This window comes from Legionella maioricensis, from assembly GCF_023618015.1.
Taxonomy (GTDB): Bacteria; Pseudomonadota; Gammaproteobacteria; order Legionellales; family Legionellaceae; genus Legionella; species Legionella maioricensis.
Genome location: NZ_JAJKBJ010000033.1, coordinates 1 through 15560, shown reverse-complemented (window position 1 = coordinate 15560; position 15560 = coordinate 1). Strand labels below are relative to the sequence as shown.

Here is a 15560-nt window from a genome sequence, read left to right as displayed (position 1 = left end):
CAGTTCAAATAATAAGCACTCTATTTGAGGCGGGTGGTTGAAAGAGAATGATTGAAATACCCCTTTTAATCTTATATTGTGACTTTGATAATATAGTTGACTTGAATCAGGGAGAGTTTATGAAAAAAGGCCGATCTAAAGTATACAAATTGGAAGATTACAAAGCCCCATATTTTTTAGTGACTCATGTGGACTTGGAAATTGATCTCAGTAAAAAACCTGTTCAGTCAAAAGCGTCACTCACTATAATTCCAAATCCTAATATCAAATCTCATCCCGTTGATTTAGTCTTGGATGGTGAAAATTTGGTTTTAACCAGTATTTCTCTGGATGGCAAGCCCCTTAAATCAGAAGAATATGAGCTAACAGATGAGTCCATAACTATAAAAAATGTTCCTAACGGAAAATCATTTACCCTCTCCACAAGCACCCTTCTCGGTGACAATACAGATTTATTTGGTTTGTATGAGACTGAAGGAACCTTTCTTGTGAAAGCTGAAACTGAAGGCTTACGTCGAGTTTTATTTTGTAATGACAGACCAGATAACTTAGCCACTTATAAAACCACAATTATTGCTGACAAAGAGGATTATCCCGTATTGCTTTCAAATGGACAGCTCGTTGAACACGATGTATTTGGCAGCTATTTTCATTCTACTACCTGGGTTGATGATGTCCCTAAACCAAGCTATTTGTTTGCATTAGTTGCAGGAAAATTACAGTATTCTGCAGTTCACTATAAAACACAATCCGGTCGAGTCTTACCTATTGAATTTTATGTTCCTCCAGAGGCTACTGCAAAATGTGACTTCGCCAAAGAAGTATTGCTGCAAGCGATGGCTTGGGACGAAAAAACATATCAACTAGAATGCGCGTTACCAAAGCATATGGTCGCGGGTGTTGAAAAATTTGCCGCTGGTGCTTCGGAATCCACTGGTTTGAATTTGTTTAACACTGAAAATTTATTTGCCACCCCTGAGAGCAAGACGGATTTAGGAATATTGCGGGTACTGGCTGTGGTTGCGCATGAATTTTTCCACTACTGGTCTGGAAATCGTGTCACTATACGAGATTGGCATAATTTATCCTTTAAAGAGGGTTTAACTACCTTTAGAGAGAACATGTTTCTTGAGGACCTATTGGGTGGCGATCTAGTCAGGCTTCTTAATGGAAAAAATCTTGATGAGCGTGCGCCAAGACAAAGCTCTTATACTGAAGTGAGAAGTTTATATACCGCAGCAGCCTATGAAAAGAGTGCTGATATTTTTCGTATGATCATGTTAACTGTGGGGAAAGAGTCTTTTTATAAAGGAATGACTAAGTTTCTCAAAGAGAATGATGGTAATGCAGTTACCCTGGAAAATGTATTGGACTCCTTAAGCGTTTCAACGGGGATAAATCTAAATCCCTTTTTATCCTGGTTTACTAAAGATGGTATTCCTGAAGTAATAGTGACCGATGATCATAATCCAGCAACTAAAAAATATACGTTAAAAATTAACACAAAGAATGCGGCTGGACGACCTATACCTTTTGTAATGGGATTACTGGATAGTTCGGGGAAAGAAATTATTGGCGATAAAATGCTAATGATCGATCAACCTGAAATGGAGTTTCATTTCGACAATATATCATCCAAGCCTACTCCTTCCCTATTGCGTAGTTTCTCTGCCCCAGTGACTTTGACATACAACTATACTAATGAGTCCTTACTATTATTAATCCAGAATGATCCTAATCTATATAATCGCTGTGAAGCCGCAACAAAATTGATTACCAGGTTGGTTACAGATTATTGTGATGGCAAGGCAATAGAGTTAACTCCTCAATTTTTTGACGTCTATCGGTCTTTATTAACGGATAAAACGCTTAGTGAGTGGATGCTGGCCGAATTACTAACATTACCCTCAGAGGAGTTTTTAGCCGCTAATGTGACAAAGCCTATATTTGAAAAGCTTGGAGAAGCTCGTTTATTGATACAAAAAGAATTAGCAAGAGAATTAAAAGACAGTATATTTAAACGATATAATGATCTGCAACGCCAGACTTCTGTTCAAAAGCCTCAGTTTACAATTTTTGATATAAAGGACGCAGGTTCTCGTCGTTTAAAAGCAGTATGTTATTCCTATTTGCAATGGATTGATTTTGACAGAACTACCGAATATTTGCTTTTACAGTTTAGAGATGCGCTGGGTAATAACATGACTGAAACTATTTCTGCTTTAACCCAGCTGTGTGACATAAACTACACTGAATTAGATGAGTTACTCAATGATTTTTATCTGTATTGGCAAAACGATGCCAGTGCCATTAATTATTGGTTTAATGTGCAGGCGGCGATCCATTCTAATACGGTGGTTAATAGAGTAGCGAAGTTAATGCAACATCCTGCATTTGATTTATCAAGTCCCAATAAAGTTTATGCCTTATTAGGATCATTTATTAAGAATCCTTATGGCTTTCATGCAGCGTCAGGAGAAGGCTATGATTTGCTGGCCAAGGCCATTATTAGTTTAGATGAAATCAATCCAACTTTAGCCGCTAATTTGACGGGATATTTTATCAACTGGAATAAATATGACGATAAACGGCAAAAAATGATGCTTGATGCCTTAGTGATGATTCATGACAAGGCAAGCTCACCTGATGTGAGAAATACAGCAAAAAAGGGGTTAGATAAAGCTAAAACAGAGCCTCCATTGCCTATTCATTTAACGCTTCTTGGCGGCTCCATAAAAGATATGGAAAAAAAAGATATGAAGCAACCGGAAGATGAAATGACTTTGGTAATTTAAACATAGACTGGCCCCGTCAGGTTAAGAAAAAACGTCATTGCGAGCGTAGCGAAGCAATGCGGAGTTTGTTTGAAATCCTTCGCTACGCTCGCAACGACGGTTAATTTTTAGCATGAGCTCCACAGGCGGTGCCGAGAATTAACTTACCTTCTTATATGTATCATGGCCAATAAAACGAGCACCGGGGCCTTCATGAGTAATATCTGAAGCCTGATGAGTCAATATTGAAAGAGTATCTATGTTATTTTGATTTTTAGTAAAATTACCACTGATGCTCAATACCGATTGGCACATAGGATAGACCACACTAAAAGTCATTGCATTACCAACAATATAACCAGTTATAGGTCTTTTGGTGCCAATGGCATCTGGACATGTCTTAGACGCTACAGCAGTAGTAAAATAACCAGAGAGCTGATTATCTGACTGAATATTTAACTCTAAAAGAGAGCCTCTTTTATTTTTAAAAGTCATAATATTATTTTGCGCTGAATAGGTTGGCTGAGCCAGTAATACAGAAGCCATTATTGTTGTACACCATATTGCTTTTAAATTCATTAATTACTCCATGCAAAGAATTAGGATTCTCTTAATAGCATCAGCGTAAGGGATGGAGCCCTCCTCAGGCTACAATTTTTCCTTAAGTTGACGCCATTAAGTGCTCTCCTTCCCTTGTTTCTAACCCGAACAGGAAGAAGTTTGTCAAAAATAGTAATCATCAATGACGATAGCGTATATAACAGGGTAGTAATTTTTTTTCAATAAAGTCATTTAGTAATAAATAATGATATGAAATATTATTTTTCACTGGCATATCTTTTCTTATATAATAAACTCGATGTCGTCTTGCAAGGCTAAATCTATGTCTTTCCCTCTGATTGATCTTCGCTCCTATCGTACCGAACAATGCAGTCACAACCATGATTATGCACAATTAGTACTTCCTGTTAAGGGCATTTTGGAACTTGAGGTTGGCAATAGTTCGGGCATTATCAGTTCAGAAACAGGTGCTTTTATCCCCTCAGGCGAACAGCATAGTTTTGCCGGTAGTGAGAATAATTTATTCGTGGTTATTGATATGGATGAACAGTACTCCTCTACTATGTCACTCCCCTCTTTTCTTTCATTAAGCTCTGTTACAAAGAAGTTTTTACATTTTACACATTATTATTTAATAAATGGAGCTAATGATTCATTTTCCCAATCCTTAATTAATAATTTGCTTCTTAATCTGCTTTGCCAACCCGTATTTTCTAACCAGGATTCCTTCGTTTTAAAAGCAAGAAGCTGGATTGATTTGCATTTCGCCGAACCAATTAATATTGTCAAACTGGCTCAGCAATGTCATTTAAGCGTTAGTCAGTTACAACGACGATTTAAGAAAAATACTGGATGTCGGATTGGCGAGTATTGGCGTCAGAAAAGATTAGATCACGCAAGATTTTTATTATCTACGAGCCTTCTTACTATTGAGTCCATCGCTTTTGCAGTGGGTTATGAACATGTATCTGCTTTTAGTCGCAGTTTTAATAACTCTTTTGGGCTTTATCCTTCGCAATGGCGTGAAATGACGTTAGCTGCTAAGAAATTGCCTCCATCGGGTAACTAATTCGGAATTAATACTTGATAAGCTAATGAGTGTCTGTTCTTAATAAGGTACTCATAAATTATGAAAATTAAAAATAATTTTTATTATACACAAGGTTTATTATTTCTTATCCTGGCACAAATGATGGTGGCTACAAATATTGTGGCCTCAAAGTTTTTGCTGTCGACTATTCCTATTCTGGCATTACTTACAATGCGCTTTGCATTAGCTGCGCTAATATTATTCCCCTTACATTGGTTAACATCAGCAAAATTATTTTCGCTTCGTCACCATTTTGCACAATTAAATAAAAAAGATTGGGTTTTTATTTTTATTCAGGCACTTAGTGCCGGTATTTTATTTAATTGCCTAATGCTTCTTGGCTTGCAATATACGGATGCTAATACAGCAGGAATAATTACCAGTGCTTTACCTGCGCTCATCGCAATAATGTCCTGGGTAATGCTAGGGGAAAAAATATCTGGGAAAAAAGGGATTTGCGTGGTCATTGCCACTCTGGGATTGGTAATTATTGCCTGTGAACAATTACATCATGTTCAATTAAACCATTCCTTTTTAGGCGATTTTATTGTACTTTTTTCGCTAATACCAGAAGCTTCTTATTACGTGTTTTCTAAACTTCATCCCGTTCGATTACCCGTATTTTTGATTTCCGCCCTTCTCAATGGCATTAATGCTATTTTCTTATTTTTCCTATTATTTTTTTTTCCACTGTATGAGACCCATATCAATGGGGAGGCTTGGTTGATTGTGTTTATTCTGGGTTTGAGTTCTGGTCTCTTCTATGTGTTTTGGTATTTTGGTTGTCAGCGAGTAGATGGTATTATGGCTTCCTTATCGACCGCAGTGATGCCCGTAGCTACAGTTATTTTGGCGGGTTTATTACTTAATGAACAGCTAACAAGCGGCCAATTCATTGGTATGTCAATGGTAATGGCATCGGTGATGGTGTATGCGAAAAGATAGAGGACCGCAGTTAAAAAGTTAACTGCGGTAGCCATGAGAAACAAAAATTCTAGTTTGTTTTTTCTGGAGTAGTAGACGCTGGGGCGGTAGGCGCTGGCGTCGTAGAGGTTGTGGTCGTTGTGGCGGTCGTAGGAGTTTCTTGTTTTACATTCCCAGAACATGCGGCAGCAACATCATTAATACCGTCGTCGTATTCTTTATCAGTCATGTTTTCGGCTTTCTTGATTAAATCCATTAATTTGGGTTTAGCACACTCACAATAAGCAGTGGTTGCTTTTTTATCTTCATCAGTTTGTTTGGGATAAATCAGATTCCATCTGTCTTCACAATATTCATTAATGTCGGTATCTTTAGCTTCACTCAATCCGACCTCCTCTTCCAGAGAGTCCATTGCATCATGTAATAAGGTTCTTGACAGACATAGTTGAATTGCTTTTTGTATTGCAGCCTCATTATCTAGGGGTTGACCTGCAGCACAAGTGCAATATTTTTCGCCAAAGTTTTTAAAGTCTACTTTATCAGCAGAGTCACCAATTTTTTTCATCCAGGAATTAATACATACCGTTTGGAACGATTCACCAGATTCCGCATAAGCTGATAGAGAGAGAAAACCCATTGTGGCTGCAACCAAGATTTGTTTTATAGAAAAATGCATAGCTCAACTCCTTTGATTTAAATGATAAATTTACTATGTTGAGAATAGCTTAAGTTGTATCTGTAAGCAAAAATTAATAAGCTTTTAAACAGGCCCTCCGCTCCACTCTGCCATAAAGTTAAGAAATCATTGGTGAACTAATTGTCATTGTGAAATGAGTTGATTTATCAAGTAATTCACAACTCTGTGCACAATGTTATCCACAGTTTTTGTGGATAACATTCAAATAAAAAAAATTAGAATTCTTAGCTGGATGCTGTGTAATATGGCTTAATTTGAAATTAAATAAAAAAGATTTGAGAAATGTTATCCACAAAAAGATAATCTAAGCAGAAGAATGAAATTTTCGTCTATATGATAGCAAATATAAAGTTAAATAACAGTCTTGACTTTCCCATTCGCTAATAAATATTTTTTGATATTAGGAAAAAGGCACTTAGAAGATTAGAAAATAATTGTGGAATGGATTTACTAAGCGATAAGCGATTTTCTTAATAAAATTGCATCTTCTACACTATTACTGTCTTTATAATATTCTTTTTTTATTTCTACTTGTTCAAAGCCCATTGACTGGTAAAGATGTAGGGCTACGTTATTGCTAGGTCTGACTTCAAGTACTACAAAATCTGCTTTAGTATATTTTGATAATGAATAAAGAAAAGTTTGTAGTAATTTACGTCCAAAACCTTTCGATTGTAACGGCTTGGCAATACAAAAATTTAATATGTGGCAGCTGTTATTAGAAATTCTGGAAATAATATACCCAGCAAGTATCGGACTATTCCCGTTATTTATTTCAAGCACTCGGCAGTCATATCCAACTAAAACACAGTCTCTTAGTATGTTTTTACTCCAAGGAGCGATGTGAACACTGGTTTCTATAGCATAGACATTATCTATATCAGTATCCTTCATACGACGAATGTTCAGTATCATTCCTTCTCCAGAGAATTTACTTATTTGCATGTAAAGTATTTATGAGGAATAGAAAATTATCAATGAGTCGCTTAATACTTTTACTAATCTAATACTTGTCCAATTAGTAATTGTCATTATCATTATTACTCATTTCTTTAATAAACTTTGATGATTATGAATTAAGGTCATTCCTATCATGCAGGAATGACCTTGATTTCTATTATTCTTTCTTTTTCTTTTTAGGTAAATAAAGATCAGTAATAGTGCCTTCAAATGCTTCAGCCGCTTGCGCTATAGTTTCTGATAAGGTCGGATGAGGATGAATAGTAAGTGCTATATCCTCTACATCACAGCACATTTCAATGGCTAGGGCGGTCTCGGCTATCAAATCTCCAGCATTTACCCCAACGATGCCTGCGCCCAATATGCGGTTTGTATCAGGACAGAATAGCAATTTAGTCATGCCTTCTTCGCGTCCCATACTGAGTGCTCGCCCGCTTGCTACCCAAGGGAACGAAGCTTTCTCATAAGTGATGCCTTTTTCTTTCGCCTCTTTTTCAGTTAAACCAACCCAAGCCAGCTCAGGATCAGTATAAGCCACACTGGCTATGCATTTCGGATCAAAAAAGTGTTTTTTCCCAGCAATTACTTCAGCTGCTACTTTGCCTTCTGGTATTGCTTTATGGGCAAGCATCGGTTGACCAACCACATCACCGATAGCGAAAATATGAGAAACATTAGTTCTTTGTTGATTATCTACGTGAATAAAACCACGCTCATCTACTTTTACTCCAGCCTTATCAGCATCGATAACGCCTCCATTGGGTTTTCTGCCTACGGAAACAAGAACTTGTTGGAAGCATAATGGTTTATCAGTGCCGTGAGCACCTTCCATTGATACATAAATCCCATCTTTTTTTGCCTCAACTGCGGTTACTTTAGTTTTCAAAAGGAATTTAACTCCTTTTTTAACCATGCGTTTTTGAAGGATATTAACTAAATCTGAATCGGCTCCAGGAATTAATTGATCCATGAACTCAACTACAGTGACATCTACTCCTAATGCGGAGTAAACAGTTGCCATTTCCAAACCAATAATACCCCCACCAAGCACCAAAAGGCTGCCTTTAATATCAGCGAGCTCTAAAGCCCCTGTAGAGCTAAATATACGTTTATCCTCTGGTATAAAGGGTAAGTTAATAGACTCAGAACCCACGGCAATGATGGCATTCTCAAATTCAACTTCCACAGGACCTTCTTTTGTATCAACTATAATTTGATGAGTACCAGCAAATTTACCGACACCAGTAATAACCTCAACTTTACGTTGTTTGGATAAAGCCTTTAATCCACCTGTTAACTTAGATACTACAGAGTTCTTCCAGGCAACCATTTTTTTACTATCAAATTTCGGTTTGCTGAAGCTCACTCCCTGCTCGGACATTTCCTCGGCTTCTTCCACAACTTTAGCAATGTGTAATAATGCTTTGGATGGAATACAACCGACATTGAGGCAAACACCTCCTAAACTATCAAAACGCTCAACCAAAACAACTTTTTTACCCAGATCCGCGGCTCTGAATGCCGCAGTGTATCCGCCAGGTCCACTTCCTAATACCACTACTTCTGTTTTAATTTTGTTAGCCATTGCAAGCCTCATTTAAGATATTATTTTACACAAATTAATTAATGTTTCTTTTTAAAGATCACAGTAAAATCTTTCTGATGTCACTTAATGCATCGCAAATAAAACGAGTGAACCGCGCTGCCTCGGCGCCATCAATCACGCGATGATCATAGGATAGAGAAAGAGGTAACATTAATCTTGGTTTAAATTCCCCATTATCATAAACGGGTTTAATAGTAGAGCGAGATAATCCTAATATTGCGACTTCAGGACTGTTTACTATGGGAGTAAACGCTGTGCCGCCTATACCGCCAAGACTGGAGATAGTAAAACATCCCCCAGACATATCGGCCGGCATTAAACCTTTATCCCTCGCTTTGCTACTTAGTCTTGCCATTTCTGTAGCAATTTCAGAAATGCTTAATTTATCTACATTTTTAATGACGGGAACTACAAGACCATTAGGCGTTTCTACAGCAATACCAAGATTGCAATATTTTTTATAGATTAGATTTTCACCTGTAGCATCTAACGAGGCGTTAAATTGAGGATATACTTGTAATGCTTTACTCACTACTCCGCAAACAAAAGCAAGAATCGTTAATTTATAACCCGCATTTTTGGCATGATCCGATTCTAACTTTCTAAATGCTTCCAAGTCGGTTATGTCCGCTTCATCAAATTGAGTGACATGAGGAATGGTGATCCAAGAGCGATGAACATTGATTCCCGTTAGTTTTTTTATTTTATTTAATGGTTTGGTTTCAATGTCACCAAACTTACTAAAATCAATAACTGGATTTCCTGGTAAATTAAATCCACCGGAAGCAGGTCTCTCACTTAAGCGTTCTTTAACGTACGCTTGTAAATCTTCCTTTATAATACGATTTTTTCGTCCACTGCCTTTTACTAAAGCTAAATTGACTCCTAACTCTCTGGCTAGACGTCTGACTGCGGGGCCAGCAGCAATGACTCCTGAATTACTCGTGGTATCTTCAAGCATTGGTTCAGCTTTGAACTCTGCTTTCGGTTGTTCAGACACTGAAGGCGAATGTTCTTCCTGTGACGGAGATATTTCTTTACTCGCAGGCGATGAAAGTTTATCGAGTTCTTCATTGGTTTCTATAGTTAAAATAGCGCTGCCTTGAGATACTTTATCACCTAATTTAATTTTAACCGCTTTAACCGTTCCAGAGTATGGCGATGGGATATCCATGGTGGCTTTATCACCCTCAAGGGTTATTAAAGCATCATCTTTTTCTATCTGCATGCCTGGTTTAACTAAAATATCTATTACATCTACATCTGTAGCACCGCCAATGTCAGGAATTAATACCTCTAAAGATTGCGGCTGACTATTTTTAGTCACTGGTTTTGGGGTTTCTGAAGCAGATTCTACGGCTGATTTCTCAATCTTATTTGACGAAGCCGGTTCTTTAACCTCTTTAGAAGCCTCATCAGAAGATTGAATCAATAAAATGCTATCTCCTTCAGATACTTTATCTCCTACTTTCACAGAGATTTTGGTTATTTTTCCTGCTTTAGGAGAAGGTATTTCCATACTTGCTTTGTCTGTTTCCAAAGTGATTAAAGGAGTATCAATGGATATCTCCTCTCCTACATGGACAAGAATTTCAATAACATCAACCTGAGTAGCACCACCTATATCAGGAATTTTAATTTCTATTTCGTTTGCCATCTCTATCCTCAGCATTCAGTTAAATTTTTTATTTATATCTCACAATAATAATTTAACTAATGGGTAACTGGATCCAGTTTTTCTGGATTAATATTATAGCGCTTCATTGCATCCACAACTTTAGATTTATCAATTGTTCCATCCGCAGCAAGAGCATTTAATGCTGCCAAAACGATAAATTTGGCATCAACTTCAAAGAAATGGCGGAGACGCTCACGAGTGTCACTTCTACCGTATCCATCGGTGCCTAAGGTAATGTATCGGTTAGGTACATAAGAACGGATTTGATCTGCGTAAATGCGCATATAATCCGTTGCTGCGATTACCGGACCTTGACGTCCTTTTAATTGAGAAGATACATAGCTTTCTTTTGATTTTTCTTGTGGATGTAAGACATTGTAACGCTCTACAGCTAACCCATCACGTCGTAGCTCATTAAAGCTGGTGACACTCCATATGTCAGAGGTGATTGAATAATCTTCTTCAAGCATCTCTGCTGCCTTAATCACTTCACGCAGGATAGTTCCACACCCCATCAATTGCACATGTTGTTTGGATTTTTTCTTGCTTTCCTTTAACACATACATCCCTTTGATAATGCCCTCTTCTACTCCTTTGGGCATATCGGGTTGTACATAATTTTCATTCATTACTGTAATATAATAAAAGACATTATCCATTTTTTCATACATACGATATAAACCATTCTGAATAATAACAGCCAGCTCATAAGCATAAGTAGGGTCGTATGTAACGCAATTTGGAATAGTTGATGCGAGTAAATGACTATGACCATCCTGATGTTGAAGTCCTTCGCCGGCAAGTGTGGTTCGCCCAGCAGTTCCGCCAAGTAAAAATCCTCTGGCTTGCATATCTCCTGCAGCCCATGCCAGATCACCAATTCGTTGGAATCCAAACATGGAATAATAAATATAGAAAGGTATCATGGCTAACTTGTTAGAGCTGTATGAGGTTCCTGCTGCCATCCAGGAGCAAAAAGCACCGGCCTCATTAATCCCTTCTTCGAGTATTTGTCCATCACGAGCTTCACGATAATACATGACCTGTTCGTGATCAACAGGGGTGTACAACTGTCCCACAGGAGAGTAAATACCGATTTGGCGGAATAATCCTTCCATACCAAATGTTCTGCACTCATCTGGAACAATAGGAACAATGCGCGAACTCAACTCTTTGTTTTTAAGCAAAATTGAAAGAATACGAACAAAGGCCATAGTAGTGGAAATTTCACGTTCCCCCAAGCCTGATGTAACAGAGGCAAAATCCTCTAATGGTGGGATTTTTAACGGATCCACTTTAGTTGCTCTGGAAGGTAGATAACCTCCTAAAGCCTCACGTTGTTTTTTAATGTATTTAATTTCAGGGCTATCATCTTCTGGCTTATAAAAAGGTACTTCAGCAATCTTATCGTCGCTTATAGGAATACTGAATCTGTCTCTAAATGCTTTTAACTGATCCAACGTCATTTTTTTCTGTTGATGGGTTATGTTTTGTCCCTCACCAGCAGCACCCATGCCATAACCTTTAATGGTCTTGGCTAATATAACTGTAGGACTTCCTTTATGTTCCACTGCTTGCGCGTAGGCAGCAAAAACTTTTTGAGAATCATGACCGCCTCTATTCAAACGCCAAATTTCATCATCTGAAAGATTCTCAACCATTTTCTTTAATTCTGGATATTGATTAAAGAAATGTTGTCTTACATAAGAACCATCGTTTGCTTTATATGCCTGATAGTCTCCATCCAGGCATTCTTCCATTCGCTTTTGCATCCAGCCTTCTTTGTCACGTGCAAATAAAGGATCCCAGCGGCTACCCCAGATCACTTTAATCACATTCCAACCCGCACCGCGGAACACCCCTTCAAGCTCTTGAATTATTTTACCATTACCACGTACTGGTCCGTCCAACCGTTGTAAATTACAGTTAACGACAAAGATAAGATTATCCAGCTTTTCTCTTGCTGCAATACTTAATGCGCCTACAGATTCAGGCTCATCCATTTCACCATCGCCCAGGAATGCCCATACTTTTCTTCCCTCGGCTTTAATGAGACCTCTATTCTCCAAATACTTTAAAAAACGCGCTTGATATATAGCTTGTAACGGGCCTAAACCCATTGATACTGTAGGGAACTGCCAAAAATCGTTCATTAGCCAAGGATGAGGATAAGATGATAAACCATCCACTTCGACTTCTTGTCTGAACAATTGCAATTTCTCTTCTGTTAATCGCCCTTCAAGAAAAGCTCGCGCATAAATACCAGGAGATGAATGCCCTTGGATATAGAGTAAATCGCCACCATGTTCGCCATTTGGGCCTTTAAAGAAATAGTTAAATCCCGTTTCATATAAAGTAGAGGAAGAGGCATAAGACGCAATATGGCCACCTAATTCGGGGGCATACTTCCCTGCTCTTAACACCATGGCAACAGCATTCCAGCGAATCAAGGCATTAATACGTTTTCCTATACCTTCATCCGGAGGCATTTGCTTTTCTTCATGAGGTTTTATTGTGTTTCTGTATGGTGTGTTAATTGAGCTTGTCAATTTAACCCCTTCAGCATTTGCTTTATTAAGGAGTTGCTGTAAAAGAAAAGCACCACGCTCACTACCATCATTGGCAAATACAGATTGCAGGGCATCCAGCCATTCGCGTGTTTCAATTGGATCTAAGTCAACATTAGGTTCATTTGCCATGAATAGTTCCCCGACATTCTTTAATATTAAGTACAATATGGTACAGATTGTAATCTTTTTTGAATAACACCGGTACAACCTTGAATACAAGTATTGAAATCCGATGCACAGTTACAACTTACTTTGCGGCATTGTAGTGGATCACGGTAAGAATTCAACCCGCGAGTGATATATCCGCCCTCAACTTGCTTTTCATGTATGTATTTAAAATAGTTTGTTGCTGAAGTATGGGTTGATGCGGAAGAACATCTAGGGCAACTATTGGTACAATGCTGCTTGCACGACTCCAAATGTTGCACACAACTCATTTTACACTGATTGAACGCTTGCCGATTAACTATAATTTTTTTTGGTATTATACAACCTGAAAGACCTAGAAGAACCAGGCAACATAATACACGCAGTAACGAATTCATAGTTTCAGTCCATCATAAATTAAATTACAACCAGGCTACTAAGGTAAATAACGCAATCAACACCATAAAAACAATAGTGGCATGCTCAACTAAACTTTCTGCAACAGGCAAAGGAATTTCATCCGATTCACTAGTACGAGCTGCCTGGAGGCCACAATTACTGAGTAGTTGACTATTTAATTCAGGTTTGGAAAAAAATAAACGGGTATACAGGATAAAACCACGTTGAAAATTACCGACCAATAAAAAAAGTAACGCAGACAGTCGTGCAGGAATCCATTCAAGGATATTTGTTACTTGATCAGCCTGTTGACTCATTGAATTAATATCCCGGCATAAAGTAATTAATCTGTAAGTTAAAACCGCTATGGGGCCAGCAAGGATATACCAAAAAACAACTGAAAATAATTGTCTATTGACCTGAGCAAAGTAACTTCCTACCAAAGTATTATTAGGTAATTCAGAAGATGACTCAGAGATGGGATAAAAAGCATTTTGGGGACCGAGACAATAGAAAAACAGCACAATGCTAAGAATTAAGCCCAAAAAACCAAACAGAATATTGTGAAGCAGGAAGTAAATAATTGAAGTAACAAAAATAATAGGCAATATTGTTGCTGCTAAAATCATCCAGGGGTTAGTAAAAAAACTATTTTTATCAATTGTCTTTTTAATCGATAGGTAATAATCGCCAAACCAATAAAATCGCTGGCAAGAAGCAGTGTGAATTAAAAAACGTTCGCTAAGCAAACAAAGCACTACAACCAATAACTTCATTATATTAATCCTTACGCATTTTTTCAGATAACGCTATAGGTGTTGGGTATTTTAAAACCACAAGATAGGATGAAACGATAAAGGTCAAAATAGTTGTAGCTTGAATTAAATTAGATGCAACTTCTGAAATCAGTTTAGTAGATAATGCAATGCTGGCAACAAGTAAAGAAAATTCACTACCCTGACCAAGCCGAATACCGACCTCTTTTGCAACTTGCTTTTTCTCTCCGGCTCTGGCTAAAAGAATATAAAATAACAATGGTTTTATAATAAGAATCAACCCGGCCAATATAACAGCAGGAATCACTACTTGCGCTGCAAAACTAAAATTAAATGTCGCTCCAATAGAAAAGAAAAACATAACCAGGAAAAAGTCTCTTAATGGCTTTAAACTATCTGCAATAAATAAAGAAATGGGACTTGATGCCAAGGCGACTCCAGCTACAAATGCGCCAATGTCTTCTGAAAGCCCCAATATTTGTGCAAGGACGGACAAACCCAAACACCAACCGATAGAGAGTAAAAAAACATATTCTTGGGTTCTATCAAATCGAGCTAATAATTTGATTAAAATATAACGTTCAAAGGCAAATGCAAATAAACATAAGGCCGGAAGAGCAATGACGACTAAAAGTAAGTCATTGAGTGCTAACCCACCATGCTGTTGTGCTCCGTTAATCAGAATAAGTATGATTATTGCTATAACGTCTTGCATCAATAATACGCTAATCATGACTTCACCAGTGTGTTGATGATGAAGTATGGTTGTAGGCAGTAATTTCAGACCAATAATGGTACTTGAGAACATCATTGAAGCCCCCAAAACCCATGATTCAGTAACGGATAAGCCAAACCATCTGCCTATAAAATAGGCAATGCCAGCGAAAACGACGGAGCTAATAATCGCTACCCATGTTACTTCCTTTAACATATGTACTAGGTTTTGAGGCTGTAAATGCAGACCTAATAAAAATAACAAAAAGACAATACCAATATCACCAATTTGGCGTACGGCAGAAATATCAGAAACTAATTTTAATCCCCAGGGGCCAATTATGGCGCCCAGCAGTATATACGCTACCAGAAGGGATTGTTTTGTATATAAAACCAATGTGGAAAGAAAAGCAGCCCCAGCGAATATTAAAAATATTGTGTAAAATACAGAGCCATCATGCATTGATTATACGCCTCACTAGTGATTTAAACAGGTGAAATTCGAATTATAGGTATTAATTTATTAATAAGCTATTAATTATTCTATATAAAAGAGTAAATAATTTTCTACCCACTCAAAATAGTGCAAAGTATGGACATTTTTTAAATTTTAGTTGGATTTTAAGCGCCTCTGATTAAGATTCTCTGGATCCCGCGGACAAGC

General features: G+C 37.6%; 11 protein-coding genes. 3 read left to right on the top strand and 8 right to left on the bottom strand.

The window, feature by feature from the left end; all coding sequences use genetic code 11:
• Nucleotides 1-119: 119 nt before the first annotated feature.
• Nucleotides 120-2795 carry an aminopeptidase N gene (pepN, locus tag LOX96_RS16295; protein WP_250424541.1) on the top strand — a complete coding sequence of 892 codons (2676 nt, stop codon included), beginning with the start codon at nucleotides 120-122 and terminating at the stop codon, nucleotides 2793-2795.
• A 138-nt stretch (nucleotides 2796-2933) separates the two neighbouring features.
• Here the strand turns inward: pepN and LOX96_RS16290 are convergent, their stop codons facing one another.
• On the bottom strand, nucleotides 2934-3353 hold the full coding sequence (locus LOX96_RS16290; RefSeq protein ID WP_250424542.1) for an avidin/streptavidin family protein: 420 nt from the start codon (nucleotides 3351-3353) through the stop codon (nucleotides 2934-2936).
• 304 nt (nucleotides 3354-3657) lie between these two features.
• Between LOX96_RS16290 and LOX96_RS16285 the strand changes: the two genes are divergently transcribed.
• On the top strand, nucleotides 3658-4404 hold the full coding sequence (locus LOX96_RS16285) for a helix-turn-helix domain-containing protein (RefSeq protein WP_250424543.1): 747 nt from the start codon (nucleotides 3658-3660) through the stop codon (nucleotides 4402-4404).
• A gap of 60 nt (nucleotides 4405-4464) precedes the next feature.
• Nucleotides 4465-5370 carry a DMT family transporter gene (locus tag LOX96_RS16280; protein ID WP_250424544.1) on the top strand — a complete coding sequence of 302 codons (906 nt, stop codon included), beginning with the start codon at nucleotides 4465-4467 and terminating at the stop codon, nucleotides 5368-5370.
• A gap of 49 nt (nucleotides 5371-5419) precedes the next feature.
• Here the strand turns inward: LOX96_RS16280 and LOX96_RS16275 are convergent, their stop codons facing one another.
• The 7 genes from LOX96_RS16275 to LOX96_RS16245 all read right to left on the bottom strand — a co-directional run bounded on the left by LOX96_RS16275 (nucleotide 5420) and on the right by LOX96_RS16245 (nucleotide 15359).
• Nucleotides 5420-6025, bottom strand: coding sequence for a hypothetical protein (locus tag LOX96_RS16275; RefSeq protein WP_250424545.1), 606 nt, complete (start codon nucleotides 6023-6025; stop codon nucleotides 5420-5422).
• Nucleotides 6026-6496: 471 nt separating this feature from the next.
• Entirely contained in the window at nucleotides 6497-6961 is a 465-nt protein-coding gene (gene rimI / locus LOX96_RS16270) for a ribosomal protein S18-alanine N-acetyltransferase (protein WP_250424546.1), read from the bottom strand.
• 202 nt (nucleotides 6962-7163) lie between these two features.
• Complete coding sequence (lpdA, locus tag LOX96_RS16265; RefSeq protein WP_250424547.1) at nucleotides 7164-8591, bottom strand: dihydrolipoyl dehydrogenase; 1428 nt, start codon at nucleotides 8589-8591, stop codon at nucleotides 7164-7166.
• Between the two features lie 58 nt (nucleotides 8592-8649).
• Entirely contained in the window at nucleotides 8650-10269 is a 1620-nt protein-coding gene (gene aceF, locus LOX96_RS16260) for a dihydrolipoyllysine-residue acetyltransferase (RefSeq protein WP_250424548.1), read from the bottom strand.
• Nucleotides 10270-10325: 56 nt separating this feature from the next.
• Complete coding sequence (aceE, locus tag LOX96_RS16255) at nucleotides 10326-12989, bottom strand: pyruvate dehydrogenase (acetyl-transferring), homodimeric type (protein ID WP_250424549.1); 2664 nt, start codon at nucleotides 12987-12989, stop codon at nucleotides 10326-10328.
• 440 nt (nucleotides 12990-13429) lie between these two features.
• Nucleotides 13430-14182, bottom strand: coding sequence for a regulatory signaling modulator protein AmpE (gene ampE / locus LOX96_RS16250; RefSeq protein WP_250424550.1), 753 nt, complete (start codon nucleotides 14180-14182; stop codon nucleotides 13430-13432).
• Nucleotides 14183-14186: 4 nt separating this feature from the next.
• Nucleotides 14187-15359 (bottom strand): cation:proton antiporter, encoded by a 1173-nt coding sequence (locus LOX96_RS16245; protein ID WP_250424551.1) that lies wholly within the window; start codon nucleotides 15357-15359, stop codon nucleotides 14187-14189.
• Nucleotides 15360-15560: the final 201 nt, after the last annotated feature.